Annotated in this window: 25 protein-coding genes and 1 pseudogene; 9 read left to right on the forward strand and 17 right to left on the reverse strand. The window is 44.1% G+C overall.

The features are described 5' to 3' along the window. Window positions 1-152 precede the first annotated feature (152 nt). The 6 genes from AC0YNZ_RS23180 to AC0YNZ_RS23205 all read left to right on the forward strand — a co-directional run bounded on the left by AC0YNZ_RS23180 (window position 153) and on the right by AC0YNZ_RS23205 (window position 4238). The gene (locus AC0YNZ_RS23180) at window positions 153-965 is read left to right on the forward strand and encodes an AAC(3) family N-acetyltransferase (protein WP_475828864.1); all 813 of its coding nucleotides are present in this window, start codon (window positions 153-155) and stop codon (window positions 963-965) included. A gap of 183 nt (window positions 966-1148) precedes the next feature. Next, window positions 1149-2093 carry a copper amine oxidase N-terminal domain-containing protein gene (locus AC0YNZ_RS23185; RefSeq protein ID WP_475828865.1) on the forward strand — a complete coding sequence of 315 codons (945 nt, stop codon included), beginning with the start codon at window positions 1149-1151 and terminating at the stop codon, window positions 2091-2093. Window positions 2094-2189: 96 nt separating this feature from the next. Further along, on the forward strand, window positions 2190-2546 hold the full coding sequence (locus AC0YNZ_RS23190) for a histidine kinase (protein ID WP_475828866.1): 357 nt from the start codon (window positions 2190-2192) through the stop codon (window positions 2544-2546). A gap of 129 nt (window positions 2547-2675) precedes the next feature. Next, window positions 2676-3062: a VOC family protein gene (locus tag AC0YNZ_RS23195; protein WP_475828867.1), complete on the forward strand. Its 387-nt coding sequence runs from the start codon at window positions 2676-2678 to the stop codon at window positions 3060-3062. 261 nt (window positions 3063-3323) lie between these two features. Beyond that, window positions 3324-3806, forward strand: a complete 483-nt coding sequence (locus AC0YNZ_RS23200; RefSeq protein WP_475828868.1) for a hypothetical protein — start codon at window positions 3324-3326, stop codon at window positions 3804-3806. A 213-nt stretch (window positions 3807-4019) separates the two neighbouring features. Then, window positions 4020-4238 (forward strand): hypothetical protein, encoded by a 219-nt coding sequence (locus tag AC0YNZ_RS23205; RefSeq protein WP_475828869.1) that lies wholly within the window; start codon window positions 4020-4022, stop codon window positions 4236-4238. 1613 nt (window positions 4239-5851) lie between these two features. Here the strand turns inward: AC0YNZ_RS23205 and AC0YNZ_RS23210 are convergent. The 3 genes from AC0YNZ_RS23210 to AC0YNZ_RS23220 are packed head-to-tail and all read right to left on the reverse strand — an operon-like array spanning window position 5852 to window position 9750. Continuing rightward, a complete protein-coding gene (locus AC0YNZ_RS23210; RefSeq protein WP_475828870.1) occupies window positions 5852-7039 on the reverse strand; it encodes a Ger(x)C family spore germination protein in 1188 nt (395 codons plus the stop codon). Then, entirely contained in the window at window positions 7039-8634 is a 1596-nt protein-coding gene (locus AC0YNZ_RS23215; RefSeq protein WP_475828871.1) for a spore germination protein, read from the reverse strand. The genes AC0YNZ_RS23210 and AC0YNZ_RS23215 overlap by 1 nt, the downstream gene beginning before the upstream one ends. Next, window positions 8635-9750 carry a GerAB/ArcD/ProY family transporter gene (locus AC0YNZ_RS23220; protein ID WP_475828872.1) on the reverse strand — a complete coding sequence of 372 codons (1116 nt, stop codon included), beginning with the start codon at window positions 9748-9750 and terminating at the stop codon, window positions 8635-8637. It lies immediately after the preceding gene. A gap of 525 nt (window positions 9751-10275) precedes the next feature. Here AC0YNZ_RS23220 and AC0YNZ_RS23225 point away from each other — a divergent pair. Continuing rightward, window positions 10276-10470 (forward strand): hypothetical protein, encoded by a 195-nt coding sequence (locus AC0YNZ_RS23225; protein WP_475828873.1) that lies wholly within the window; start codon window positions 10276-10278, stop codon window positions 10468-10470. A gap of 214 nt (window positions 10471-10684) precedes the next feature. Here the strand turns inward: AC0YNZ_RS23225 and AC0YNZ_RS23230 are convergent, their stop codons facing one another. From AC0YNZ_RS23230 to AC0YNZ_RS23280, 11 genes are all read right to left on the reverse strand, one after another. Next, window positions 10685-11443, reverse strand: a complete 759-nt coding sequence (locus AC0YNZ_RS23230) for an ROK family protein (RefSeq protein WP_475828951.1) — start codon at window positions 11441-11443, stop codon at window positions 10685-10687. Continuing rightward, entirely contained in the window at window positions 11433-11618 is a 186-nt protein-coding gene (locus tag AC0YNZ_RS23235; protein ID WP_475828874.1) for a hypothetical protein, read from the reverse strand. The genes AC0YNZ_RS23230 and AC0YNZ_RS23235 overlap by 11 nt, the downstream gene beginning before the upstream one ends. Window positions 11619-11654: 36 nt before the next feature. Beyond that, the gene (locus AC0YNZ_RS23240) at window positions 11655-12092 is read right to left on the reverse strand and encodes a hypothetical protein (RefSeq protein ID WP_475828875.1); all 438 of its coding nucleotides are present in this window, start codon (window positions 12090-12092) and stop codon (window positions 11655-11657) included. Between the two features lie 119 nt (window positions 12093-12211). Beyond that, a complete protein-coding gene (locus AC0YNZ_RS23245) occupies window positions 12212-12505 on the reverse strand; it encodes a hypothetical protein (protein WP_475828876.1) in 294 nt (97 codons plus the stop codon). Between the two features lie 48 nt (window positions 12506-12553). After that, window positions 12554-12943, reverse strand: coding sequence for a hypothetical protein (locus AC0YNZ_RS23250; RefSeq protein WP_475828877.1), 390 nt, complete (start codon window positions 12941-12943; stop codon window positions 12554-12556). After that, the gene (locus AC0YNZ_RS23255) at window positions 12907-13227 is read right to left on the reverse strand and encodes a hypothetical protein (protein WP_475828878.1); all 321 of its coding nucleotides are present in this window, start codon (window positions 13225-13227) and stop codon (window positions 12907-12909) included. The genes AC0YNZ_RS23250 and AC0YNZ_RS23255 overlap by 37 nt, the downstream gene beginning before the upstream one ends. Before the next feature lie 172 nt (window positions 13228-13399). Beyond that, window positions 13400-14233 carry a carbohydrate ABC transporter permease gene (locus tag AC0YNZ_RS23260; RefSeq protein WP_475828879.1) on the reverse strand — a complete coding sequence of 278 codons (834 nt, stop codon included), beginning with the start codon at window positions 14231-14233 and terminating at the stop codon, window positions 13400-13402. Between the two features lie 5 nt (window positions 14234-14238). Continuing rightward, complete coding sequence (locus tag AC0YNZ_RS23265; RefSeq protein WP_475828880.1) at window positions 14239-15105, reverse strand: carbohydrate ABC transporter permease; 867 nt, start codon at window positions 15103-15105, stop codon at window positions 14239-14241. A gap of 100 nt (window positions 15106-15205) precedes the next feature. Beyond that, window positions 15206-16807, reverse strand: coding sequence for a response regulator transcription factor (locus AC0YNZ_RS23270; protein ID WP_475828881.1), 1602 nt, complete (start codon window positions 16805-16807; stop codon window positions 15206-15208). After that, on the reverse strand, window positions 16788-18506 hold the full coding sequence (locus AC0YNZ_RS23275; protein WP_475828882.1) for a sensor histidine kinase: 1719 nt from the start codon (window positions 18504-18506) through the stop codon (window positions 16788-16790). Before AC0YNZ_RS23275 ends, AC0YNZ_RS23270 begins: the two co-directional genes overlap by 20 nt. 63 nt (window positions 18507-18569) lie before the next feature. Then, window positions 18570-19886, reverse strand: a complete 1317-nt coding sequence (locus AC0YNZ_RS23280) for an ABC transporter substrate-binding protein (RefSeq protein ID WP_475828883.1) — start codon at window positions 19884-19886, stop codon at window positions 18570-18572. A 415-nt stretch (window positions 19887-20301) separates the two neighbouring features. On the opposite strand from AC0YNZ_RS23280, the gene AC0YNZ_RS23285 reads away from it, so the two are divergent. Both AC0YNZ_RS23285 and AC0YNZ_RS23290 read left to right on the forward strand, forming a co-directional pair. Continuing rightward, window positions 20302-20796 (forward strand): recombinase family protein, encoded by a 495-nt coding sequence (locus tag AC0YNZ_RS23285; protein WP_475828884.1) that lies wholly within the window; start codon window positions 20302-20304, stop codon window positions 20794-20796. Window positions 20797-20798: 2 nt separating this feature from the next. Continuing rightward, a pseudogene (locus AC0YNZ_RS23290) lies at window positions 20799-23625 on the forward strand (Tn3 family transposase). Window positions 23626-23784: 159 nt separating this feature from the next. On the opposite strand, the gene manA reads toward AC0YNZ_RS23290, so the two are convergent. The 3 genes from manA to AC0YNZ_RS23305 all read right to left on the reverse strand — a co-directional run bounded on the left by manA (window position 23785) and on the right by AC0YNZ_RS23305 (window position 26654). Beyond that, a complete protein-coding gene (gene manA, locus AC0YNZ_RS23295) occupies window positions 23785-24729 on the reverse strand; it encodes a mannose-6-phosphate isomerase, class I (protein ID WP_475828885.1) in 945 nt (314 codons plus the stop codon). 315 nt (window positions 24730-25044) lie between these two features. Next, on the reverse strand, window positions 25045-25860 hold the full coding sequence (locus AC0YNZ_RS23300) for a carbohydrate ABC transporter permease (RefSeq protein WP_475828886.1): 816 nt from the start codon (window positions 25858-25860) through the stop codon (window positions 25045-25047). Window positions 25861-25880: 20 nt separating this feature from the next. Continuing rightward, complete coding sequence (locus AC0YNZ_RS23305) at window positions 25881-26654, reverse strand: carbohydrate ABC transporter permease (protein WP_475828887.1); 774 nt, start codon at window positions 26652-26654, stop codon at window positions 25881-25883. Window positions 26655-26705: the final 51 nt, after the last annotated feature.

The raw sequence follows: 26705 nt of genomic DNA on the forward strand, positions 1-26705 counted from the left end.
AGCGCTGACGAGTCGAGTATCTGGAAGAGAATGATGAAGTCTTTCGAATAGAGTAGACCGCTTAGGCAATCTAAATCCCAGCGTTATATCCAGTGCAATCAATGCTTCATGGTCCGGTGTATTGGGAAATATTTCGTCAGGAGAGTAATTAAATGGGAGAAAAAGCTATTATTGAACTTACAAATTCACCTGTCACAGTGAAGAGAATGGTTCAGGATTTAACAAGCCTTGGGATTCAAGAAGGTGATATTGTCCTCGTCCATTCCTCATTATCTAGTCTGGGTTGGGTTTGTGGAGGCCCACAAGCAGTTATTCAATCGTTATTAAGATTAATTGGAGACATGGGAACACTTATTATGCCTGCTCATAGTGGTGACTGGAGCGATCCTGCTGAATGGATGAATCCGCCAGTTCCACAGGATTGGATCGAAACCATTTACAGTGAGTTACCAGCATTTGATCCGGCTACAACACCGACTCGAGGTATGGGACGTATAGCTGAGTTGTTCAGAACATTTCCAAAAACCATAAGGTCTCAACATCCTCAAGTATCTTTTTGTGCCAATGGAAGGCATGCTGAGCAAATTGTTTCCAATCATGAATTAACACTGCAATTCGGAATGGATTCACCACTGGGAAAGTTGTACATTCTCAATGCAAAAGTGCTTTTGCTGGGAGTGGGGTATGATTCATGTACAAGTTTTCATCTTGCAGAGGCAATGAAAGTGAATATGCCGACGAAAATGATGGGAACGGCTATGATTGAGAATGGTGAGCGGATTTGGAAATGGTTCAAAGACTTTGAATATGATTCTGAGGATTTCCCCAAAATAGGGGAGCATTTGGAGATGTATTGTGACGTTCAAAAAGGAAAAGTAGGAAAAGCTGAATGTAGATTGTTCAATATGAAAGTGGCTGTAGATCATGCAAGACATTGGCTTATACATAATAGATTAGACCTATAATTCTGTCAGAATAGCGAAGAGTCTTACGCTAACGGGGAACGATAATTCAATCAGATCAGGGAGCAGACCGTTACGGCAACTGCTCCCTATTTAATTGAAGTAACTGGCAGGATTGTGCAACTAAACCCAACATTATTCGTCTAATTTGGAAGGCTTAAAATAATATCACTTGGAGGTCTAATCGTGAAGATCAAATCTTACACTTCTCGTCTTCTTCTGTCTCTGATACTTATCTTAGTAATGCCCCCTTTTTCTTCGGCAGGTGCCGCCCAGAAGGCTGTTTATGGCTCAGTTGTTATTGATGGCATCGAAATGGAATTTGAGGAAAAACCTATTGTGATCAATGGTAATACAATGGTTCCTTTTCGAGCTATTTTTGAAGCATTGGGTATGGAAGTAAGTTGGGATAACAAGTCAAAAATAGTCACTGGAAAGAAACAAGGTCTTGTAATAGAGCTGGGAACTAAAATGTATGGGACAATTAATGGTAAACAGTATCCTCTGACACAAAGTCCATTTCTGAGTGCTACTGGTACCTTTTATGTGAATTTACGATTTATCAGCGAAGCATCTGATGCCTCTGTTAGCTGGAATAATAATAACAAAGTAGCAACGATTAATTCGGCTTCGCGGCTTAAGGGTTTGACCAAACAGGAGATATTAGATTTTGATTTACTGCGAATGGATTGGTCAAAAAAGCAGATGGAAGAGCTTGGACTTGAAAAGAAGGTAAATGATCTTGGTGGCGAGACGAAGTATTCTGATAATATTATTACTTATACTTTTTTTGACTTTAACAACGATACAACTCCAGGAGTAATAGATGTGCATGGAGAACATCCTGGACCAAGAGGTATTAGTGTAGGTGATACTTTTGAGGATGTAATATCGTTATTTCCTCAACATAAAGACTGGCGCAACAATAATGAAGGGATATTTTATGGGAAATTCGATAAGTATAAAGGCTATCCTATTGGACTGACTGGATATGTGCATACGTACGATAATGGAGTTAAAGAAGTAACATTAACTACAGAGAACAGTGATGGCTATCCATTTATGAGAATCTTTTTTAACAACGATGTCGTGACACACTATACTTTCTTTGTGATTAATGCTAATCATTAAGGCTTTAGCAATCAAATTAGATTGCCGATAAGCATTAAGCTAACGGGATACGATAGTGGAGGAGTGCTATACTCAGAAAATAGGGGGTGTACTGGTATGAGCAAACCAAATGATTTGTTCAAAGATTTAAAGCAGATAAGGGACACATGGGCAAAGGTGGACTACCTAGGCCATAATGCCATTATTCCAGAATGGTCCGATATAAAGGAAGAGTATCAGACCTTAAATGACCTCATCGGTAGTGAAGAAGGTATTGAAGCATTCAAACAAGTGATGCAAGACACGGTTAATGGAGTCATACATTCTGTTTTAGTAATGATAGATGGGGGCACCGCACTAGCCGAGAAATTTACTGTTGACCTTGTTGTTGAGGAGACGGGAGAATCCCTGAAGGAAGGCATTGCTTTACATGAAGAATTTGTGGGGTATTTGCTTGATACTGAAGAAAGTTAACGCTTAAACTAACGGAGAACGATAGTGTAGTAGCTGCTTCGTGGCAGCTCCTCTTTTGGTTTATTGAACGGGAAGGATAGCTGAACGGAAGATCGAATTAGTAAAAGTTGGTGTAATACTAGAGAGGTGATGAAAATAGTGAATATCAATCGATTGGATCACCTGGTTTTAACTGTGAAAAATATTGATAATACGTGTGACTTTTACAATCGAGTATTGGGAATGAAGGTTATTACTTTCAATGAAGGGAGAAGGGCATTACATTTTGGACAGCAGAAAATAAATCTACATGAAGTAGGTAAAGAATTTGAACCAAAAGCCAAAACGCCGACGTCTGGATCCGCCGACCTATGTTTTATAACCGACGCTCCAATACCGGATGTTATTCAGCACTTAGGAGTTTGTGGAGTCCCTGTTGAAGAGGGACCTGTTAAAAGAACAGGTGCAATAGCGTCGATAACATCAGTTTATTTAAGAGATCCAGATGGTAATTTAATAGAGATTTCTAACTATTAATTTATTAAGAAGGTGTTCCTTAGCCGCCCCAGGAGCTAATGAAATATTGTAGTAATAAACAGACTGGTGGTAAAAGGGTTAATTTGTAAAAAACTACGAGATTCAACTAACGGATAACGATAGTTGGAACACCGAAAGGGCTGCCGCGTGGAGCCCTTCGTTACGCTAACTGGCAGTAATGCGGAAAAAGGAAATGGTACATTAGCAACTTATTAACATTCATTCGTTCTAATTTATACACATACGAAGGAGGTTACATTTATGAAACATACTGTTTTAGTTAGTTTATTAGTCATAATTATTACACTTGTTGGATGTCAAAGTGACGCTGAGACGATACCAAAAGCTAAGATGTTCAGTATTAAAGTAGATACGCCTAAAGATTTACAAGCCGATAAGCTTTTTGTTGTTAATGGTGCTTTGGTCAATAATTCCAATAGTTCTTGGAAAGTAGAGCATGGTGCAGATATGTTTACTTATGATGTTTATGATATGAAGGGTGAACTTGTCCTGCAAGATGTAAAGGAGCGATTTGTTACTGGCATTGGAAGAGAGATTACATTAAATCCGAATGACTCTTATAGTCACGATGGGGAGGGGCATGTTTTCCCAAAATATAATGAACTCACGTTACAAGCAGGAAGCTATGAAATCGTTTCAAAGGCAAAATTCAGAGTTAAACATGGCGGTAAAAACTATGACTTTGAAATCGAATCAACACCTTTCGAAATCAAAGTTTCATAATGTGTGCTTGTATTGACTTTGCTATTACGCTAACGGGTACGATAGTTGAATGAAAACAGCGTAAACCAGTCCATTTAAGGGGACTGGTTTTTTTTGTACATAAGATAAGTTTTTTACTGAAAACGCCGTTGCATTCCTCAATGAAATCCGAAAAGGATAAAGGTGGGTTTTCTAGAAAATGAAAAACAAATATTATTGACGATGGGGGTTAACATGGATATTAATTTGGAGCTTTCAAAAGAATCTGATTTTGACACAATCGTAAATTGGATAAATCATTATGATAATGATTTTATGGTTAAATGGGCGGGATTGACTTATACATTTCCTCTGTCAGTTGAACAACTGCAAAGCCATTATCATAGAGGTATAAATCGCTTGACTCGGATGTTTTTATTTACAAGATTACTGAAACAACTAGTAATGAAATGATTGGTTCATTGCAATTGTGCTGTTTATTCAATTAAGAATGAAGCGGTAATTGGTCGATTTATTATTGGCGATTCAAACCATAGAGGTACGGAATTGGAACAATCGCTTTGAAAAAAGTAATACAAATCGGATTTATGCAGTTCGACCTAAAAAAATTAGATTAAATGTTTATGACATAAATAATGCCGCTATTCGTTGCTATGAACGAGTTGGATTTAAGAAAGGGAAGATGATTTTGGATAAAGAAATTTGGGAGAAGAACGTTCATTGCTAACGGATAACGAGTTGAATAAATACGAGGGCAGCCGGACAAAACGATCGGCTGCTTTTCTATGCTAACACAGGTTAGTTTGGAACCTGTATGTTTAATTTTCAAGCAAAAATGGGCATGTTACTTTAAGGGAGAATTAATTAACATGCTAAGAAAAATATTTTGCTTACTTGTATTGATTTTTTTATTATCTTCGAATGCACAAGCTTCTCCATATATGAAAGTAGTAACGATTCCAGTTTCCGAAGAAAATTGGACGTACCTTCCAAAAGGGAAAGGGGAAATGATAATCATTGTTACAACATCCCACGCAAAAAGAATTAAAGTGAGGAGAGTTCCAACTGGAACATAACAATGGGAATTTCGAAAACTTATTTGCGATGAATCAGGGAATAAGGAACATTGGATTTGCTCTTGGAAGTATGACGATGATGAGGTAATTCACGACCACTTTGTAATTGAGGTATTCGGCATAGATTGGGATATCAGTAGTATAATAAATGTCACTCGTAGACATGCAGAAGATCATCATTAATAAAGCCGAGAAAGAGGTTGAGCTAACGGGTAACGACCGATAGCTCATTAATTACACCACGAGATTGGCGCGGATTGGAAGGTGTCAGCTAAATGAAAAAAATGTTATCAATTGTTTTGTCTATATGTATGATGTTTAGTTTTTGTATACTAAGCCCTAAAAAAGCTTTCGCATGTAGTTGCGGCGAAACTAGCGTCAAACAAAGTTTCGAGCTATCTAGCGTAGTGTTCACAGGCACTTTGGTCAGTAAAGATAAAGAAGGCGGAAATATCTTTAGTGTAGATAAGGTTTGGAAGGGCAATCTGGTAGATAGTTATGTGTATAGTGGTTAATGGGAAAGAATATACCAACCTTTCTAATAGAACCCGAGTAGCAAATAGCAATCTCACTTGGAATTTTGAAAGCAAAACCGTGGTTTAAAATATAATGATCATTGAGCTAACTGGGAACGATAGTGGAGGAGCTTGCTATGAAGCAGCTCCTCTTTTGTTTTATTGAAGTAATTATTAACGTAATTAATCACTTCTATTAGCAACGAGAAATGGTACAATATCCCATAAAGGTAACAAGAAGAGAACGGATGTGAGCTGAGGTGGAAAAAATACGACTTCGTGCTTGTGAATTGATTATTAAGGATGGAAACCTTGGTACATAAAGGATTAAGTCTATTCGTGTACATCTGTACAAAATCCGAATTTTGTACAAATGTCTGTAGAACAGCACAATCCCTTGCCACATATTTTTTTTTATAGATGATGGCGTTGAAAAATATTTTGCACAAGAAAAGGACGCATAAGCGCCCTTTGGTCATTTGGTTTCTGTCATAAAACTCTTGGTGCGAATCCCTGCACGTCTTAACATCACCGAAGTATGTACTTGAACATCGGCCCATACGAATTCCTCATTCCAGTGATCTTTCACCTTTTCGAATTGCTTAAAGTCTTGGCGGTACATATCTTCCCCAAAACCAAAAATATCGACCTTGAACTTCTCTTGGACTCGCTTGATCGTACTTTCCACCTCACGGGATACAGAATCACTAATTAATTTTTCGTATTTTAGATATGTTTCGGGTTTGGTGAGATCATCCGTACATTGTGTTACATCTAACCGACTCTCCAAATAAAGATGAATATTGATATGAGGCTTTCCGTGGATGTATTTCGCTTTTCGTTCGGATGATGCATTATAAACCCGAATAGCCATATCCTTTCCTTTTCTGCAAGGAATCGTGAAGGATGTTAATTTAACGTTGCCATGGATCAACAGATAATTCCGGGAATCCACTATATTTAGATCCCCTAAGTATTTATCTTTCTTAAATACAGCAAGACTGTCTAAAACTACCATGGCATCTGGAGTCACACTTTTCATATTATCCACAGCGTTCCCTTTTTCCTTTTTTCCTTGCACACGGATCGCGGCCAAAACAGGTTCCCGTCCAGGAGATACCAAAGCATCGATCATATCTTTCAAGCGTATATCGGGATCCCCGCCCCAATTGTCAGTCATGGTTCGCATTTGAATGGCCAATTTCATGGTGGATGCTTTTTCAATAGGATAAGTGACCCTTAAGGTTTCATCTGCTCTGCCTTTCGATAAAAGAAACATAAAATCATCCCGTATTTCCCGGCTTCGTTCTAAAAAATCCAGGAAGTCCAGCATCCCTGTACGAGCCAATTCCTCACTGATCACCACGGTTCTGACATGGGAATAAATGAGTTCACGTGAGATTCCCGTATTCATCTTTTGACTCAATTCAGCTACCGTTTCCCCTTCTAAACTATAAACTACAGAGGGAGCATCTCCTCTGGCGGTCTTTGTATTGAGTTCAGCAGCATTCAACCCTTCAATGGTTAACTTATATCTTTTATGTTCCCCTTTGTCGATCGCCATCCCTGTCACTACGGTAATTTCCCCCAGTTCCCGCAGATCCCAGCATCCGGTTAAAAACGAAAGAAAAAGAACGAAACCGACCATTTTGACGGTCTTCATTAGGATGGGTCCCCTTCTGGTGGAGGTGTAGGCGATTTGGTATCCGATTGTTTAATCGGTGCTTGGGTATCTAAATATTGGGGGCGTTTTTTCATCCCCCAGATGGGATAACGAATAAACACATCGTTCTGATCTTCCCATACAAAAGGGGCCACAGGAGCAAGATAAGGAACTCCAAAAGAGCGCAAACTGCTTAAGTGCGCAACCAGAGCAATTAAGCCAATCAAAACACCGTATAACCCAAAGCTAGCCGACAGAAGAATCATGATAAAACGCAATATTCGAGATGCTGAAGCAAAGCTATATACAGGGGACACGAAGTTGGCTATGGCGGTGACGGCCACGATAATAACCATGATGGAAGAGACAATCCCCGCTTCCACAGCAGATTGACCGATAACCAAAGCACCTACAATGGAAACTGTCTGCCCTACCGCACGAGGCATCCTCACTCCGGCCTCCCTTAAAATTTCAAAGGTAATTTCCATGAGCAATACCTCGACTATAGCAGGAAAGGGAACCCCTTCCCTCTGTGCGATAATTCCCAGAAGGAGTTTTGTAGGAATCAATTCATGATGGTAGGTAATAACGGCCACATAGAATGAAGGCATAATCAACGCGACCAGAAAGGATAGGTAACGAATCATTCGCACAAAAGACCCCATCATGAAAGATTCATAGTAATCCTCCGAACTCCCAAAGAAGTCTACGAAGGTCACCGGGACGGTAAGTACAAAAGGAGATCCATCCAATATAATGGCTACTTTGCCCTCCAATAATTGCCAAGCTACCGAATCCGGGCGCTCGGTGTTGTAAGCAAGTGGAAAAGGGGTAAATGTCTTATCCGCAATAAATTCTTCAATGTTGCCTGATTCAAAAATCGCGCTTGCTTTGATGTTGTTGATCCTTTTGATGACTTCATCTCGGATCTCCAGATTGACAATATTATCGATGTAAGCCACGTATACCGTCGTTCTCGTGTCTTTCCCGATATGAAAAGATTCAAATTTCAAATGAGGATTTTTGATTCTTCTGCGGATTAAACTCACATTCACCATGATGGACTCCACAAAGCCATCCTTGGGTCCCCTGACTACGGTTTGTGTAGTCGGTTCGGCAATGCTTCGGGATTCACTGGTCTTCAGATCAATGGCAATCGCTTCTTCGATTCCTTCCAAGACTAAAACGACGGATCCATTTAAAATTTGCCACACCAGTTCATGTTCGTAGGAAACCATTTGATAAGTAGACGCTGTGAAGAACTCTCGGCAAAAGTTCTTTAAATCCTCCTTATCCCTTACTTGAAATTGCTTGGCGGATGAATCACTTAATGTTTTCGTAATCACATCTTTAATCTCTTTACTATCCGTCATGCTATCTAAGTAATGGAAGAACCCTTTTTTTCCGCCAATCTGCCATTCCCCTTCCTTATAGTCCGCACTCTTTCCTAATACCTTTTTCATCTCTGTACGGATATGTTGAATATCCTGGTTCAGGATTTTCTTACTTCCGCCTTCAGGGATCAATTCATCCGGTGTAGACTGTTTTTTTTGGATTTTCAACGGAAAGAAGATCTTCTTGATCCACTTGAACATTTACACCAGACCCTCCTTCTTCTTTCTTTGTTTCCGATACTTAATATAAGTGGCCGCAAAGAGGACCGGCGGGATTGCGTATGCCATCGGTGTAATAAAAAATAGCAAATTATATTTTAAGCCTTCCTCGATGTGTTCAGCGAAATTGAATGCAATCATCACGCTGAAAAGGGAAACTAGCATTGAAATAGGGAAAACGATTGGACGATAGGGTACGTTGAACACATATTCGATCCCTTTAAAGCCTGCAAACATATAAACCGAGCATTGGACAAAGATTCCTAACATCATAATGAAAACAACAACAGCATCGATCCGTTCGATAAATTGAGCCACCGATACTTCACGCGCTGTGCTCAATAACGGGAAATTCGAACGAGCAAGCGAATCTACCCCCAAAGTCATGAATTGCATAGCTATCACATAACTTAAAAGCAATCCAGCCACTCCCACTCCTAACATCGCCACTTTTCCTGCATACCTAAATTTGGTTGTGTAGCACATGATAGTTGTAAATGTGACCATGAGTCCAAACGGAAACGCCATGATATCCGGAAATACCACCTCGGCGATCGGTTTCCACCCGTTAGCCAGAACCGGTTCGATGCGAAACATTTTTAATTTTCCACTCACCCAAAGGAACAAATTCAATAGACCAATGAAGATGATGATATAAGGAGAAAAGATTTCGGCTGTTCGTGCCAATGGCTCTAACCCAAGATAAAGAACGTAGGCAATAAGGAGCATCAATAGCATGCTAATCACTTCAATAGGAGTATTGGGCAAAATCGCTGTTGCCATGAGTTCTCCGAAATCACGTAAGATACGTGCAGAAATATAAAAGAAAAAGCCGATGTAGAGGAGGGATAATCCCACAGCTATGGTTCTACCGAAAGAAAACTCCATGATTTCAAACAAATTTTTACCCGGACAAAAAGTAAGCAATTTGTAATAAAAAAAAGTCACTCCTACCCCTAACACGGTACCGATTAACACAGCGATCCATGCATCTTGCTTGGCCTCTGTCCCTAAACCTACAACAATAGAGGTGCCAATTTCAAAATTAAAAACGAGTGCAAACAATTGGCCAACCGAGACATTTTCTTGTAATCTCATGGGTTTACCTCATTTTTTTATTTTGGTGTAGCCGATAATCGATGATGATACTGTAGATCAAACCAATTCCTGCCTCTATATAGGCAATATATCTTCCCGCTCCAACATAGGCGAACAATAGCATATGTAAAGTTTGCAGAATGGTTTTTTTATAGATCACCATATCATAAATAGTGGTAATCGTTAACAAAAGGACGAATATCAAGAAAAAGCAAAACGTGACCATGAGTCTCCACTCCCCTTCTTCAACATTCTGTCCAAATGAAGATGCACACAAACCTCTACCCAGATCCTAGTTGAAGGGATCTGGTGTTTGGGATTTCCCTAAAAGAAGGAATGGAAAAAAGCGATCTTCCCACCTCTTCACGAAAAGATTGACGGGCGGTCCAATCGCTTTCCATGCAACAAAGAAAACGAGTCAAATCATGCGCCGATGGCAAACAGTTGGCAAATTAATCTTTTCCCCATTCAAATCCGTTCTCAACATTGAAAGGGAACGCAATTTATGGTTTGGGGTGAATGAAAGTGAAGAACATCGTATGGATCGTTTCGTCCGTCATGTTGATGATCGTTCTGAGCGGTTGTTTCGGGAATACGGGAGATACGGGGAAGGCGGGGAATGTGGAATCGGCTCCGATAACGGAAGAGCAGCCTGGAGCGGATAACGCGGGTAAGAAGGCGAATGATCCGGACGAGGCGGTTTCCGCTAATGTCTTGTAGTCGTGCCCGGCATCGGCCGGCCAGCAAGCCCCGACGATCAACTGCGTGTCCCCGGATAAAAAAATGTCGGAGGACAAGAACATGTATCGTTAAAGGACTTGATTCCTTAGCCGTATTCCTCCTCCGTTACCGTTGCCTCTGGTTTTCTCATACCAAAAAAGTATCCAGCAATGTTGTCGGTTCCGGATGCTACATTCAAATCGCTCCTTCTCTGTTACAACCCTTTAAGTAGATGCGATACCCCGAGCAAAACCGAAGTTTCGGGGTCCTCAGCTACTAAGAACCTGACATTCCCCCAATGAGTCCATGCGGTCCGATTCACGCGTGCCTTAAGCAATGGCACTATCAGATGCCGTGACTTCATCAAACCACCACTTAGTATGACACTTTCGGGATCATAGGCATGTATCAGATTAACAATGCCCGCACTCCAATGAGCTATTAAGTTTTCGAGCAGTTCTTGTGCCATGCGATCCCCTTCTTCCGCAGCCAGTAGCACATCCACATAACCAATGTGCTGAGCTTCACGAAGCCTACTGGAAGAAAGATTCGAATTGGAGCTAACCGCCTGTACAAGGGCCCAATGACTCGCCTGTGCCTCTAGGCATCCGACATTACCGCAGTTGCATGCATGCCCGTGAATATCAGTTGTGAAGTGTCCTCCCAAAATACCGGCTTGGCCATGACAGCCACGTAAAATCTGTCCACCAATTAAGACCGCTGTTCCAATTCCAGTTCCAAACGTCATTAACACGGCATCGATTTCCCCCTTGGCTGCACCGAAGGTCACTTCTCCGACTAACGCAGCGCGGGCGTCATTCTCCAAAACGAAAGGAAGGCTAAACTCCTTTTCAACCCAATCCCGAAACGGAAAGCCGACGGCATCGGCGTATTTGTCGTTAATCGACAGGATGGTATGATTTCTGGAATCCACTAAGCCGGGAGTTGCAATGCCAATCCCGTTACACTTTATTTAGAGGACTTCCGTATTGGGAGATTAATTGCTGAATAGCAATCTTAACAGCAGGAAGACGAGATACCAAACCTTTCTCTGATTGGGCAGGAATGCTCGTTCTTGCCACGACCTTTCCATCATCAACTAAACCAATCTTAATATTTGTCCCACCAAAATCAACGGCGATGTTCATAGGTTAAATTATCCTCCTCCAGTTGCAGTTGTAACCTCAATCCCTTACGTACGCTTTAATCGTCCCAAGCATCGTTCCCTCACTGCGTGCACTCGTTCGAATTGTATACGTGCCTACGCAAGCAGGAACAATAAACGTCTCCGCATAACGGACAACAAACGGCGCAAACTCGCCTGTAGGACTTTCCACCACAGCTTCCTCACCCTCGATCAGATTGAGCATATTTACTCCACCTAAGGTATGATGCGTTACTTTCTCGGTAAACCAATGGCGGCGGGTTTCGATAAATTCCAGCTCATGCAATCCTGTTTTCTCCTCGATCCATCCGTCGCCGGTAGCGACTCGAACCTTCCGATTGACTAATTCCCGTTCTACCCATTCGGTCGTACGATTCAACGCGATATTTTGGCGGCCGTGTTCGAGATGAACGGGTCTCGGCTTGCCGTCCAGACCGAGCCGATCCCAATCCCACAACTTAAAAGTAAATATTTACGATGTCGCGCTGATTTCAAGTATCATACCGTTCGTCCCGGAACAATGAATGGTTCCCGCCGGTATCAGAAAGTGATCGTGCTTCTGAGCTGGAAATACGTTCACGTAGTTCTCCACAGGGAAAGAGAATTCCCCCTCTTGAGCACGCTCCAAGTCTGAAACATGGCATCAGGATCAATTCCTTCTTTTAAACCCAAATAAACGGTCGCTCCAGGGGAAGCATCGAGCATATAGTAACTCTCATCCTTTGTGTAGGACATACCGAACGTTTCCTTCATGTATTCGGTGAATGGATGTACCTGCAAGCTCAGATTTTGCCCACCGTTGGTGTCGAGGAAATCGAAACGGATCGGAAATTCCGCGCCGAAGCGTGAAAATACATGCTTGCCGAGCAACGCCTCGGACTCGAAGAAGACCAGGTTAATCGAGAATTTCTATGCGTATCACGCCATAGTTAAAATACAAACTGTTTTCCTCCGGTACACCGTCAAAGCCCCATGCATAGGATGCTCTCGCGGTTCGAGGCCAATCGTTGCTTCCAACCATGTTCCTCCCCATACCCCGGGATCTAAATACGGTACTAGCCGCAATGGCTGTCTGACAGCCTGTTTAATCCCGTCAAAAATCTCTTCCCGACCTAACAACTTCGGATCGTCCTTAACGTTCGTGTCCAAATAATAATCTGTGTGAGGTAATAGTGACCGCTTTAAACTATCCGCTGCCCGCCATTCGATGAAATACCCGCGTTTGTATTTACGTAAAATATCTTCACTATGGTTTTCAGCCAGCCAATTCCCTATTTCCTGACTGCGATAACGAAGCTGGTCTCCCATCGCGCCAGGTCGGCGTAAACGGATAAATCCCCTTTGGCAATCACCGAAGCACCCGTCCCAATGATTAGAACGACTCCTTCGGTAATCAAATCTAACTCTTGGCGAAGATTCTCTATCCTGTCCCCATCGTAATAATCGGCTATCTCGAATGGAGCCATGTAACCGAACACTCGGTCGTCGGTTAAGAAGCGCTCCAGCATTGCATCGATGTACTCTTTCGGCTTTGTTGCCTGCTCTGCCATCACAACTTCAACAATTGGAAGCTCGTCCCGTAAACCGTTCACGATTTCATCAATTCGGACGCCTGGGTAGCATTCAACGGTTAAGACGAACTTGTCATCGCGATCTTTCGCTGCATTGAGAAGCTACTTGGCGATGTCTAAGTAACCACGCCACACTTGATCGTTCCATCCTTGAATCGCTATCTTAGGTGCTTTATCATTACCACTATTTCCGTTACGATTTAACAGAAAGCAGCATACCCTTGATAAAATTGCGTTGCAAAGCGAAGAACAGCAAAATCGTCGGCATTGAAGTCAACACGATCCCGGCCAACAGCGTGGTGATCCCTGAACGGAAGTAAATCCCCTGCATCGTCGCCAGACCAGCCATAACTGGACGAACCGTTTCCGATCGGGACAGCGTCATACCGAAAACCAGGTCGTTCCAAATCCACGTGAACTGGAATAAAAACAGGACGGAGATCGGTGGCAGTAGCAGTGGGCAGATGACCCTGGTAAAGATACCAAAGCTGTGACTACCGTCAAGCTGTGCCGCTTCCACGATTTCGTAAGGCAATGTCGTCATGTAATTGCGCAAGAGAAAGACGCAGAATGGAATGGCAATTGCAATATAAAATAATAGCATGCCGCCAAAGGTATCGTAGAGACCTAACTTTTGATAACCCTTGAACAACGGAACCAAGTACATTTGAAAGGGAAAAATAGTACCACTATAGATGAGCAAGAACCAGTAAAAGCCGCCCTTTAATCTTAGTATCACAATCCCGAATGCGGCCATAGCTGCAAGGAATATCGCGATTCCTGAACCAAGCACTCCATAGCATAAGCTGCTCATGAGACCATGACCCAAATTGCCCATTCGCAGCGCATCCATCATATTTAAGCCTAACTGGAACGTCTTCGGGAAAACCCAAATGTTTCCACTACTGAAATCCGCCAACGATTTGGAGGCGTTCATTACGACTAAGATGACAGGAGTCACCCAGAAAACGGCTAGTACACTGATAATAATGTATGTCACCCATTGCCCTATTCGTATTCGTTTCATGTCACTCATCCCTCCTTCACAATCGTTTTTCGCAAATAAAACCAGGAAACAGCGATAGAAGCAACTGTCAAAACAATAGATATCGCGGCGCCTTGTCCGAAATGGAATAGTACGAATGATTCTCGATACATCGTCACTGCAAGCGTTTCCGAAGAACGGTACGGACCACCCATTGTCATGACCCAAATAATATCAAAAATCTTAAAACTGTTCACAAGGGACATCCCCATCACAACAATCGTAATTGGGCTAAGCATTGGAAGCGTTATGCTCCAGAATGTACGGATCCGGTTTGCTCCGTCAATCGCCGCGGCTTCAAATGGTTCCTTGGGCAAAGCACCAAGGCCAATCAGAAATAACAGCATGTTCGTCCCGGTCCCCTGCCACACCGAAGCGACGATCATCGCAAACGTATTGTCCGGCGTTGAGGTCAGCCAATCCCTCGCGAACGACCCCAGCCCGAATAGTTGCAACACGAAGTTGATGCCGGTTTGGGAAAACAAAAATACCCAGATAACACCAACCACCGTAAGAGACATCGCGTACGGCAAATAAAAAATGTTTTTGAATAGTCGCTGCCCCTTTAAGTTTTGCAGCAGCACGCTGAACATTAGCCCTAGCCCTACAGGTAGGACCAATGTGGCAAATACCCAAATCAGCGTATTGTTCACTGAAGTGATGTACGTAGCGTCTTGAAAGATGGCCACATAATTGGCCAATCCGACCCACTTGGGTGCCGCCAATCCGCTATATTCGGTAAAGCTCAAGTAGATCGTATATACGATCGAGGTGATAAAAAATGCGGTGATGAGCAAAGCGGCAGGAAGCGTGTAAAGCAGGGCTGCCCCGTTCCTCTTCAAGTATGCTGTCATCTCTTTTTTCCTCCTAGCTTAGGCTCTCGCCGTTTCTACTACTATTGTAAGAAAAAGGCGAAGCAGAAGGTATAGAAGATCTATGGATTTCTTGTAGAATTTATAGCTGCCCTTTATTGCGGAACTCCTGCGGCGTCATCCCGGTGTAGCGTTTGAATTGGTTAGAAAAATACGCTGCATCTGGGTAGCCAACCTGCTCGGCCACCTGATAAGTTTTCGAGTCCGTCTCCTGCAGCAGCTTTTTTGCTTCCTCCATTCGGATTCCCGTCAAGTATTCGATAACACCTTTACCGGTCTTCTTCTTGAAAAATACGCTGAAGTAGGTGGGATTCATGTTGACTTTCTCGGCGATAGAGGATAAGTTCAAATTGCTGTTGAAGCGTGCCCGTATGAATGCGATCGCCTGCTCGATCGTGCGGTTGTGCAGCAGCGTGCCTGACTGTTCCTTTAGATCCAAGCGCTCGATCGCTAGCAAGAGCGGCGAAATTAACTCCATCAGCGAATCAGCTAGTTCCAACCGTTCAAGCCACGCTGGCATTGAGGAGAGCCCTTGTGTCCTGGAGTCTTCATCGGAAACGAGCACATTGCTGTACAGCGTAATCAAGGCAATTTTCAATTCCTGTGCAAGTCGTTCCAGAGCTGTCGGCGAGTAGGCTGAACCTTTGACTGATAGGACCCAGCTATTTAGCTTCGAACAGATCTCCCGTGTATCGTCAGCCTTAAACAATTCTAGAAGCTGATCCAGGTGATATTGGATATTGTCATTCGTTAGTGTTGCAGTATCACTAGAGGTGACTACAACAGACTTCTCTCGCACCCACCTTATGCTTAACAGCTGACTAGCTTCCTTATAAGCAACACCAATTGAAGATAGCTGCACCGGCTGTGAGATGGAGATCGAAACCTTCAAATTCAGAAAATGGTTAATGTTATAGCGCAGCGCCATACATTTTTCTATGCACTCTTCGGTCGAGAGAGGCTCCTTCATCAGCATAATGAGATGTGAAGCTTCGTCATAAAAGCATAGGGGGTGCTCTAGCATCTCTTCCGTAATGTTCCATGCAGCATATTTGAGTAACTCCCATTCCGCTGAATTATATTTCTTTCTAAGCTCAGCTTGTTTCTCGAACTTGAGTGTGGCTACCGTATAATGCTCCTCATCAAGATTCAGCCCGATTCCCCTGGCCTGCTCACGAATGTCAGTCGTTCGCAAGACACCACTTTTAGCTGTAAGGTTACGCAGGAAGTCTGTTCGGATCAACAGTTGATTGCGGTTAATGATCTTGCTTTTTCTAGTTTCATCCAGCAGCTTTTCTTTCTCCTCGGAACGTTCCTTATAAATCGAAAGTAGCAGCTCGCGCAGTTCGGAGAAACTGGGGGGCTTGACCAAATAATCTTTGCAGCCGAGACGAATCGCTCGCTTCGCATATTCGAAATCGTCATATCCGCTCAGAATGATCGATCTTACCTTCGGATATTGGGCGGTTGCTAACTGTATAAGCTCCAGACCACCCAGTCTGGGCATACGGATGTCGCTCAAAATAACATCAGGCTCAAGCTGCTCAAGTTGCTTAAGCTGCTCCAGCGCTTGCACCCCGTCTTCCGCCATGCCTACTACAGTGAAAGGAAGATCCATCCGCTCAATCATCGCCTTAATTCCGTGGCGCAGCACTTCCTCGTCATCAACGATCAGTATGTTCATATTGCTCGATTCTGGGAAGCTCAAGTATGAATCGCGTCCCTTGATACATTTCACTTTCCACATCGAATCGGAACGGTCCGCCCCCATATGCGAGTCGAATTCTTTCGTAGACATTGCGGATTCCTATCCCTTCTCTTGTCGTAGTTTCCTGCATTTCGATGCCGGACATGGCATTCCTCAAGGCTGTTATCTCTACATCATCCATACCTTTGCCTGAATCCTCAATGACTATACAGAGTGTTTCCCTGGCTTTCGCTGTGATCCAAATGCGGACTGTGCCTTCCTGTCGATTTGGAACAATACCATGCAGAATTGCGTTCTCCACAATCGGCTGCAAGAGCAGCTTAATCATCCTCCACTTCATCACCTGTTCATCCACTTCTAGCTCCAACTTAACCTTCGGATAACGGTATCTCATGATCTGCATGTATAGCTCAATATGCTCGCTCTCCCTCTTGACGTCCACCCATTCCTTTTCTTGCCCGATTGCATAACGGAGCAGTTTACCGAGCTGGGACGCCATACCTGAGATGTTATAGTTACCATCGATCTCCGCCTGCATGGCGATAGCACTCAACGTGTTGTTTAAAAAGTGCGGGTTGATTTGCGCTTGTAACGCCAAAACTTCGGATCGTTTGCGCCGCTGCTCAGTGTCCGTTACCTCGGCAATGAGCTCCTGAATGCGGCTAAGCATATGGCGAAAGCTAGATGTGATCATACCAATCTCATCCTTTCGGTTCGTTTCCGTAACCCGAATATGAAATTGCATCTTTGGTGCTGTCTGCATCATTCGACTCAACTTCTTAATCGGAAGCGAAATCCGGTAACTAAGTCCGGCAATGACTAACAAGGCAACTACGAAAAAGAAAATGTTGACCAGAAGAATAGATTGCTGAATCCGGTTGACTTTGTAAAATAATTGTGACATAGGCATGGCTCCGACCAGCGTCCAGCCTGTCACTTCCGATTTATAACTGCTCTTAACATGATTGGGTCCAATACAATCAGTCAGCAACTTGTTACCGCAGGACTGCTGATTACCGAACAGAACGTGTCCACTATCGTCCACAAGCAACAAAAAACCTTCTTTTTGTAACATCTCATCACTTGATAGTTTCAGGAAATCGAGCAGGAAGTACATGCGGATCATACCGACCTCTTTAAACGTTTGGGGATTGTACAGCAGTCTTGACATAGAAAACAAAGTACGCCCGTTCTGAAGTTTCAACGGAGGTGTTATAATGCTTCCTCCTTGTGACTGCCTAGTAAATTCCACCCATTTCGTGTCAATTTCCTTGATTTCTTCTCCAATCCGAAACCGATTTCCGTTGCTATCGAACAAATCTACGGTAACCAGACTCTTGCGATCGGACGCCCATATCATAGAAAGCATTCCGTTAATTTGCGCTGTATCGTCATACGAGTAACCTAACAAGCCGTTCTTGTTATTTCGATGCGTTTCCAGAATGCCCATCAGCGTGTAGTCGAAAGCGGGATTTATCGTAATGCCTTCCAGTAGCTTCGTATAACTATCCATCGTTTCCCCGGTGTTCACCGTCATCCCCTGAAGCCAGGATGCCGCCTCTGTTTGCATCTCCTGCTTGATGAAGGAGAAAGTCACATAATTGATGAGTACGGTAGGTATCAAAATCGTAACAACGATGATCAGTATAAGCCGATTCGGAAATGAAACATACACGAATAACCCCCCTTTACGAAATAAACCAGGGACCGCTCCAAAAGCGGTTCCCTGGCACAAATATTATTTATGATTAGCCCAATATTTATCAGCTTTCTTCTGAATATTATTAAGAACCGTCATATATTGGTCCGGGTTCAGCATGAATCGTTGAAATTCGCTAGAAGCATATTCCGAAAGTTCGGAAGGTGTCGCTTCCCAAAAACGTGTAATCGATTTATACTCACCAGCATGGATAGTGCCAACCAAATCTTTAATGATCGGATCTTTGGACTCGATATCCTTGCGGATTGGAACGCCTCCGTATAAGGTGAGCACTTTCTCGTTCGCTTCTTTTTTGGTCAGGCCTACAAGCGCTTTGATGGCATTATCTTTGTTCTTTGAGTTCTGCGAAACGAGGAATGGGGTCACCTCAGAGATGACGGTGTTGCCCGCCTCCGGTTTGATCGCAGGAAGTACGAAGGTTCCGAAGTCCTCACCCGGTTTCATTCCTGCATTTTCAAAATAGTCTGAATACCATGTACCCATCAAATACATCGCGAACTGTCCTTTGGCCATCGCTGATGGAATTTCTTTATTCCAATCCATAGGTTTCGCAAAATAACCCTTGTCGTACAGTGATTTCCAAGTCTTCATCGCTTCGACGACACCCGGATCGGTATATTTCGCTTGGCCGACAACCAACTTGTTATAAAGATCAGGATTGGAGTGAATCATCATTTCCTCAAACCAGATGAAGCCGTTCCACACGTCCGTTGTCGTTGTGCCGATTGGCGTTATGCCTTTCGCCTTCAACGTATCGGAAACTGTCAGGAATTCATCCCAGGTTTGCGGCGGCTTCAGTCCATTGTCATTAAATACTTTTTTGTTATAGTACATCACCCAATAATGCACACCAGCTGGAATTCCGTACGTCTTGCCGTTAAAGGTCAACATGTTGGCCATAGATGGATCCACGCCGTCCTTAACCATATCTTTCCACTGCTGTGACATGTCAGCCAGATAACCGGCATCAACGAGTTCTTTCATTTGAAAGCCGTTCCACCATTTAAATACATCTGCTGCATCGTTCGTCGTAAAACCGATTCGAACTGCCGTTTGGAAGGAAGTGGGTTCGTTGTAAGGAACACCAGTAAGCTCCGTTTGATCGTTTTTCAACGTAATTGGGTTGATCTCCTTCAGGTAGTCCGTCCATGCCGCATTGTCATAAAATAATTTAGCCTCTACAGATTCTGTTGCTTTTGTGGCCGAAGCCTGATCATTACTACCTTTTGATGCATCCGTCGGTTTTGTCCCCGAAGTTGCGTTATTGCCACCACCGCAAGCAGTCAACCCCAACACCAACAAAGTTGCCAACACCAAAGATCCTAACTTTTTCATAGGAGACCTCTCCTTTCAATATAGCGTTAAACGTAAATTCGAAAGCGTTTACCGTACTTTTATTATAATTACGATACGGACATGCATCCTATAGAAGATCTATGGATATCTTGTATTATTTATAGAATCTTTATGTAATGTTTGGAGTAGTAAATCTTATCATATCGCTAACTGAGTAAAAGTCTTCTAATTTCCTTGCTCAATCCCCCTCTGAGTCTGCTTGTCATAATGAACTATACCTCAAATTGACGTCAGGAGACCACTAGAAAAGCGTCAGAATAGGATAGTAATAAATATTAATTGACACATTCCGCAAAGGGTTACAGACTTATTCCTGACACTATTGGGATGAGGAGCTTTTTTATGAAGGGTCAACGCATTGGTTATGTCCGGGTAAGCAGCTTCGAGCAGACAATTGGAACAAGTTCAGATAGATGGGCTGTTTACGGACAAAGCATCCGGTAAAGATAGGCAAAGACCGCAATTAGAAGCGTTACTCGCGTTTGTTCGCGAAAGAGATATAGTGGTGGTACATAGCATGGATCGTCTCGCTCGTAACTTGGATGACCTTCGGAAAATCGTCCAAGATCTAACCAAACGGAACGTTCAGATCGAGTTTGTTAAAGAGAATTTAACCTTTACTGGTGAAGATTCACCTGTGGCCAACCTTATGCTGTCTGTAATGGGGGCTTTTGCAGAGTTCGAGCGCGCCTTGATTCGCGATCGTCAGCGCGAAGGAATTGCACTAGCCAAACAGCGTGGCGTATACCGAGGACGAAAGAAGTCATTGCTTTTCGAACAGGTGGCAGAATTGCGCCAACGTGCGCAGGCCGGCGAGAAAAAGTCAGAATTGGCCCGCGAGTATGGCATCAGTCGTGAGACGTTATATCAATATCTGAGGGGAGACTAAACATGCCGCGTCGTAGCATCTTCACTCCAACCGAACGTGCCTCCCTCTTGGCATTTCCAACTGCCGAAGATGAGCTCATCCGGCACTACACCTTAAGTGAGCCGGATTTCCGTCATCCAGCAGCATCGCGGTGGGCACAACCGCCTCGGCTTTGTCGTTCAATTGTGCTACCTGCGTTACCCCGGCTGCGTGTTGCCCACAAATACTCAACCGTCAGAGGCGCTTTTATTCTTCGTAGCACGGCAATTGCACCTAAATCCTGCTCTATGGCCGCAGTACGCTCAGCGGGTTGAAACCCGGCGCGAACACTTGCTGGAACTGCAAGCTTGGCTTGTGGTGACTCCATTCGGAACGTCTCATATACGTAAATTCGTTCATCATCTCTCCGAACTCGCGCAGCAGACTGACCGAGGCATGGTGTTGGCAACGGCATTACTGGATATGTTAAGCCAACAACATATCATTGTACCGACCATAGATGTGATCGAAAGGGTGTGCGCAGATGCACTCCCCCGTGAAATCCGGCATGTATACGAGGTATTAACTGAGTGCTTGTCCGCATACCAACGGCAAATGCTGGACAATCTGTTGTCGGTTCGTGAGGGCACCATGACCAGTCCATTGACTTGGCTACGGAAGCCACCGGGCGTTCCGAATGCCAAACATGTCCAGGCCCATATCGAACGGCTGCGAACTATTAGAGACTTGGGATTATCAGATGGTCTTGAACGTACCGTTCATCAGAATCGGCTATTGAAAATCGCCAGAGAGGGTAGCCAGATGACCTCGCAGCATCTGCGAGATCTGGAATCCACCCGCCGCTACGCTACTTTGGTCGCTGTCGTACACGATACCCGAGCCACACTTATCGACGAAATCATAGATATGCACGACCGTATACTCGGGATGCTATTCAACCGAGCCAAACGACATCACGCCGATCGCTTTCAACAGTCAGGAAAGGCGATCAACGACAAGTTGCGTCTTTATTTCCGCATCGGTCGAGTACTGTTGGAAGCCAAACAAAGCGGGGTGATCCGTTTGCGGCCATCGAATCCATCTTGCCATGGCAGGTATTTACCGAGAGCGTCACAGAAGTAGAAAAATTGGCTCAGCCTGCAGACTTCGACTATCTTCCGCTGATCGGCGACGGTTTCACCCAGCTTCGTCGCTATACTCCAACACTTTTGGAATCGCTTCAACTCAAAGCTGCGCCAGCCGCACGTGACATTCTGGAAGGGGTGGAAATGCTTAAGAGCATGAATCAACGTCAGGCGCGTAAGGTGCCAGAGGATGCACCGACAAGTTTCGTTCGCAAGCGCTGGGAAAACGTTGTCCGCACAGAGGATGGCTTTGACCGTCGCTTCTACGAACTCTGCGTGCTGTCAGAGATGAAGAACGCTCTGCGCTCCGGTGACATTTGGGTGCAGGGATCACGCCAGTTCAAGGACTTCGAAGAGTATCTATTACCGATACCACACTTCACAGATCAACGTCAACGCCAAGAACTTGGACTATCCGTGGACACCGATTGTGAGCGCTTTCTTGAAGAGAGGCTCAAGGTACTGGAACGCGAATTGATCAAAACGGAACAGCTTGCTTTGCAAAACGAGCTGCCGGATGCGGCCATTACAGACAGTGGACTCAAAACCACCCCGCTCTCTAACGCGGTTCCAGAAGAAGCAGATGCCCTGATGCGTCAAGCGTATGCGCTACTACCTACCACATTTGAAAATTACCGATCTGTTGCTGGAAGTGGACGGATGGACTAACTTCACGCGTCACTTCACCCATATGAAGACCAACGATTCAGCCGCTGACAAGAATCTGCTGTTGACTGCAATCCTCGCTGATGGGATCAATCTCGGGCTGACTAAAATGGCGGAATCCTGCCCCGGCGCGACCTATGCCAAGCTGTCCTGGTTACAGGCATGGCATATCCGCGATGAAACCTACTCGGCGGCGCTGGCCGACGTGGTCAATGCGCAGTCCCAACAAACCTTCAGCACTTGGTGGGGAGACGGCATGACTTCATCATCAGACGGTCAGTGGTTCCGGGCTGGCGGCACAGGCCAAGCCGCCGGTCACTTCAACGCGAAATATGGCAAGGAGCCGGGCGTCACATTCTACACACATATATCAGATCAATATGCACCATTTCACACCAAAGTCATCAACGCCGCTGTACGCGATGCGACCCATGTGCTGGACGGTCAGTCGGTCTTGCACATTGAAGAGCACTACACCGACACAGCAGGCTTTACTGATCATTTTTTTGGCCTGATGCAACTATTGGGCTTCCGCTTTGCGCCGCGTATCCGCGACCTCAAAGACAAAAATTTATATGTTCACGGCTACATAAAAGCCAACGCTGGCAAGCCTGATCGGTGGTGGCATCAACGTAATGGCGCTTCGGGAATTAGGACGTATCGAACGCACGCTTTTCACGCTGGATTGGTTGCAAAATGTTGAGCTACGCCGCCGGGTACAGGTTGGCCTGAACAAAGGTGAAGCCAAGAATGCACTGGCCCGCGCCGTATTCTTTAACCGACTGGGCGAACTGCGTGACCGCAGTTTCGAGAATCAGCGCTATCGTGCTTCCGGCCTCAATCTGGTGGTAGCAGCCATTGTACTGTGGAATACAGTCTACTTGGAACGGGCGATACAAGCGTTAAGAGCGCGCGGACGGTCGATTGATGACAACCTATTAGAACAACTATCACCACTCGGATGGGAACACATCAACCTGACTGGCGACTACACATGGCAACAGAGCAACCAGGTGGCACCCGGCAAGTTCAGGCACTACGCCCAGTCAGCGACTCTTAGCATACGATTATTTCCGTTTCGCGAGGTGACCCCTATACTACAATAATTCCTGAAATTGTCTATGCCATCTTAGCAGGGTCATTATGATAAAAATAAAAGACTGCCCTTCGGTCAATTTGACGTGGACAGTCTAGTTAATTAGATAAATCCAAGCTCCGGCTACTCTGTAGAGATGATTAGTTCCATATGGCCATTTAAATTATACGATCCGAAGCCAAGTGGAATAATAAAATGATCTCCTTTGCGCAGAAGATAAGTTTTGCCTCCAGATATTAATGTTCCTGTACCGGAGATTACACTACCCAAGGCATACTTTTCCATAGGCTCAAATTGGCATAAGCCGCGAACCAACCACTTCTGAATAGTGAAAAACCGATTAGAAACGAACTCGATAATCTCCGCATTGTTTATTCGGCTATAGAAGAAATTTGTGCTTCCTTGCTGATGGGGTGCAATTGTAACGTCGATAGCTTTGCTTATGTGAAGCTCCCGCAATTGGCCGTCATGATCCCGCCGGTCATAGTCGTAAACCCGATATGTTGTATCAGAGCTTTGCTGCGTTTCTAATACGACGATCCCTTTTCCTAAAGCGTGCAGAGTACCGCTAGGTACAAAGAAGAAGTCGCCCGACTTCACTTGTACGCGGCACAGTAGCTCGTTCCACTTTGCAGACTGAATCATCTCCGAAAACTGCTCTTTATTTTTGGCATGATGACCAAATATTATTTCTGCACCTGGTTCGCAATCCAGGACGTACCAGCACTCTGTCTTACCAAGCTCACCTTTTTCATGCTTGCCTGCATACTCATCATCAGGATGCACTTGTACGGACAAATCATCGGAAGCATCTAAAATTTTGATTAGCAGCGGGAATGCTTCCGACTGGGAACCGAATAACTGCGGCTCATCCCTCCATAGTTCACCCAATTTTTTTCTGGCAAAAATTCCAGTTTTCACTATACTTTGGCCGTTCGAGTGTGCGGAAATCGCCCAGCACTCCCCTGTTTTTGCTGATGGCAGGTCGTACCCAAAGAGTTTGTTCAGCTTTGTCCCTCCCCAAATGCGTTCCTTAAAAATAGGCTCTAAAAATATAAGCTCGTTCATGATGATACCTCCGAATATGATACGAATTAATAAAGTATAAATGAAGCGGCTTAGCTTTCCGCCAAATAGGCAAAGCGTACCTTTACAAATGCTCTTATTTCTTCATGACTCCCAAATGGAAAAACATCTGCTAATCCTACTTGTTGTAAGTCCGACCAAACAACAAGAGGAATTGACAGATGCAGATGGCAAATTAACCTGATTGACAAATCGGACAGCCTTGTTTCTTGTCCTGACTCATTCGGTAGCGCTTGCAATCTCTTAAAAGTTATACCTTTTCTCTTCGATGACTTCCTTCCTCTTTGGAAACTGAACTTACTTCACAGCTCCCATTGTCATCCCTTTCACCAGATGTTTCTGGACGAGAATGCCGAATATGAGCATTGGCATCATAATAAAGGATCCTGCCGCCGTTAACGGCCCCCACTCAGTGCCTTGGAACGTCATGAAAGAGGTAATCAGAACCGGTAAGGTTTGTGTTTCTTTCCCTGTTAAGACGAGAGCGGTGAAAAATTCATTCCAAACCAGCAACATCATCAAGATAAAGGTCGCGGCGATCCCGCCTCGAGCGGTTGGAAGAATAATCTTAATAAAAGTGCCCATCTCCGTACATCCGTCTACCATAGCCGCCTCACGGATCTCATTCGGAATATCATTGAAGTACGTCAGAAGCATCAATATGGCAAAAGGCAGATTCATTAACATATAAATCACGATCAGCAGGATATAAGAATCGTTGATGCCGAGGTTAATGGCGATAAAATAAACGGGAAGCAGCATAAGAATAGGTGGAGCCACCCGCGTACTCAATATAAAATTAAGAATATTGGATTTTTTTCTAATATTAAAATAGGTTAGCGCATAGGCGGAAATAGACCCGAATATTAAGCACAGCACGGTCGAAGTCACCGAAATAAACAAGCTGTTAAAAAGCGCTTTAAAAAAGTCCGAACTTCCGAATACATTTAAATAGTTATCAAAAGTCGGAGTAAATAGGAACACAGGCGGTAGCGCAAAAGCTTCCCGGCTGTTTTTAAAAGAAGTCATCAGCAGCCAAATTAAGGGACTGACGAAAAAAAGTAAAATAACGCCCACAATCAAATAGAAAAATCCGGTTCTCAAAATACGCATGTTTTCACACTTCCCTCCTATTAGATTGCTTTCGAACTATTCATTCTCTTGTAAAAATAAGTCACTAGGATCGTGATGACAATTGTAAATACGAAATTGATTACTGTCGCATAGCTTAAGTTGAAATTGTTAAAACCTTGGATATACGCATACATATTTACTGTTTCAGTCGATAAGGCAGGGCCCCCTCGAGTCATGACATAGATCAGGTCAAAAGTTTTGATGCTATCGATCACCCTCAAAAACAGCGCAATGTACAACGAAGGCTTCATTAACGGCAGAATGACATAAATGAAGGTTTGCAGCTTGGAACAGCCATCCACCTTGGCAGCCTCTATCGGATCCTGCGGCAGGGAATCGAGACTTGACGCCAATATCAGAAAAATGAACGGCGTCCACTGCCACACATCGGCCAAAATCACCGAGAACATCGCCAAGTCAGTACTGCCGAGCCAATCATGTTTATTTCCTAACCCCAGAAGACCTAAATAATAGTTAATGATACCTGCATTCGGGTCGTAAAATATACGCCAGATGAGCCCAGAAACGACGGGAGTAATAATCATTGGAATGAGCAGTAGCGTACGTACAATCCGACGTCCCCAAAAAGGACGATTCAAAAACAACGCAAGAGCTAATCCAAGCGCTATTTCCAATAAAGTTGAGATGGCAGAGAACTTGAAGGTTTTCACCATCGCCGACCAAGCACGTTTGTCAACTAGCAGATCGGAGAAGTTCGACAGTCCGACAAAGGAAAAAACTTGATTAACTAAATTGATATTATGGGTACTCAAGTAAATCGAATACCCCATGACGACAACTGAAAATAAACAAAAAATAAACAT

This window comes from Paenibacillus sp. J2L1-98 (assembly GCF_056269405.1).

Coding starts and splice junctions, on each gene's coding strand:
- AC0YNZ_RS23180 (WP_475828864.1), top strand. CDS start 153: ATGGGAGAAAAAGCTATTATTGAACTTACAAATTCACCTGTCACAGTG.
- AC0YNZ_RS23190 (WP_475828866.1), top strand. CDS start 2,190: ATGAGCAAACCAAATGATTTGTTCAAAGATTTAAAGCAGATAAGGGAC.
- AC0YNZ_RS23195 (WP_475828867.1), top strand. CDS start 2,676: ATGAAAATAGTGAATATCAATCGATTGGATCACCTGGTTTTAACTGTG.
- AC0YNZ_RS23200 (WP_475828868.1), top strand. CDS start 3,324: ATGAAACATACTGTTTTAGTTAGTTTATTAGTCATAATTATTACACTT.
- AC0YNZ_RS23205 (WP_475828869.1), top strand. CDS start 4,020: ATGGATATTAATTTGGAGCTTTCAAAAGAATCTGATTTTGACACAATC.
- AC0YNZ_RS23210 (WP_475828870.1), bottom strand. CDS start 7,039: ATGAAGACCGTCAAAATGGTCGGTTTCGTTCTTTTTCTTTCGTTTTTA.
- AC0YNZ_RS23215 (WP_475828871.1), bottom strand. CDS start 8,634: ATGTTCAAGTGGATCAAGAAGATCTTCTTTCCGTTGAAAATCCAAAAA.
- AC0YNZ_RS23220 (WP_475828872.1), bottom strand. CDS start 9,750: ATGAGATTACAAGAAAATGTCTCGGTTGGCCAATTGTTTGCACTCGTT.
- AC0YNZ_RS23235 (WP_475828874.1), bottom strand. CDS start 11,618: ATGAACATCGCCGTTGATTTTGGTGGGACAAATATTAAGATTGGTTTA.
- AC0YNZ_RS23250 (WP_475828877.1), bottom strand. CDS start 12,943: ATGGGAGACCAGCTTCGTTATCGCAGTCAGGAAATAGGGAATTGGCTG.
- AC0YNZ_RS23260 (WP_475828879.1), bottom strand. CDS start 14,233: ATGAAACGAATACGAATAGGGCAATGGGTGACATACATTATTATCAGT.
- AC0YNZ_RS23265 (WP_475828880.1), bottom strand. CDS start 15,105: ATGACAGCATACTTGAAGAGGAACGGGGCAGCCCTGCTTTACACGCTT.
- AC0YNZ_RS23270 (WP_475828881.1), bottom strand. CDS start 16,807: ATGAACATACTGATCGTTGATGACGAGGAAGTGCTGCGCCACGGAATT.
- AC0YNZ_RS23280 (WP_475828883.1), bottom strand. CDS start 19,886: ATGAAAAAGTTAGGATCTTTGGTGTTGGCAACTTTGTTGGTGTTGGGG.
- manA (WP_475828885.1), bottom strand. CDS start 24,729: ATGAACGAGCTTATATTTTTAGAGCCTATTTTTAAGGAACGCATTTGG.
- AC0YNZ_RS23300 (WP_475828886.1), bottom strand. CDS start 25,860: ATGCGTATTTTGAGAACCGGATTTTTCTATTTGATTGTGGGCGTTATT.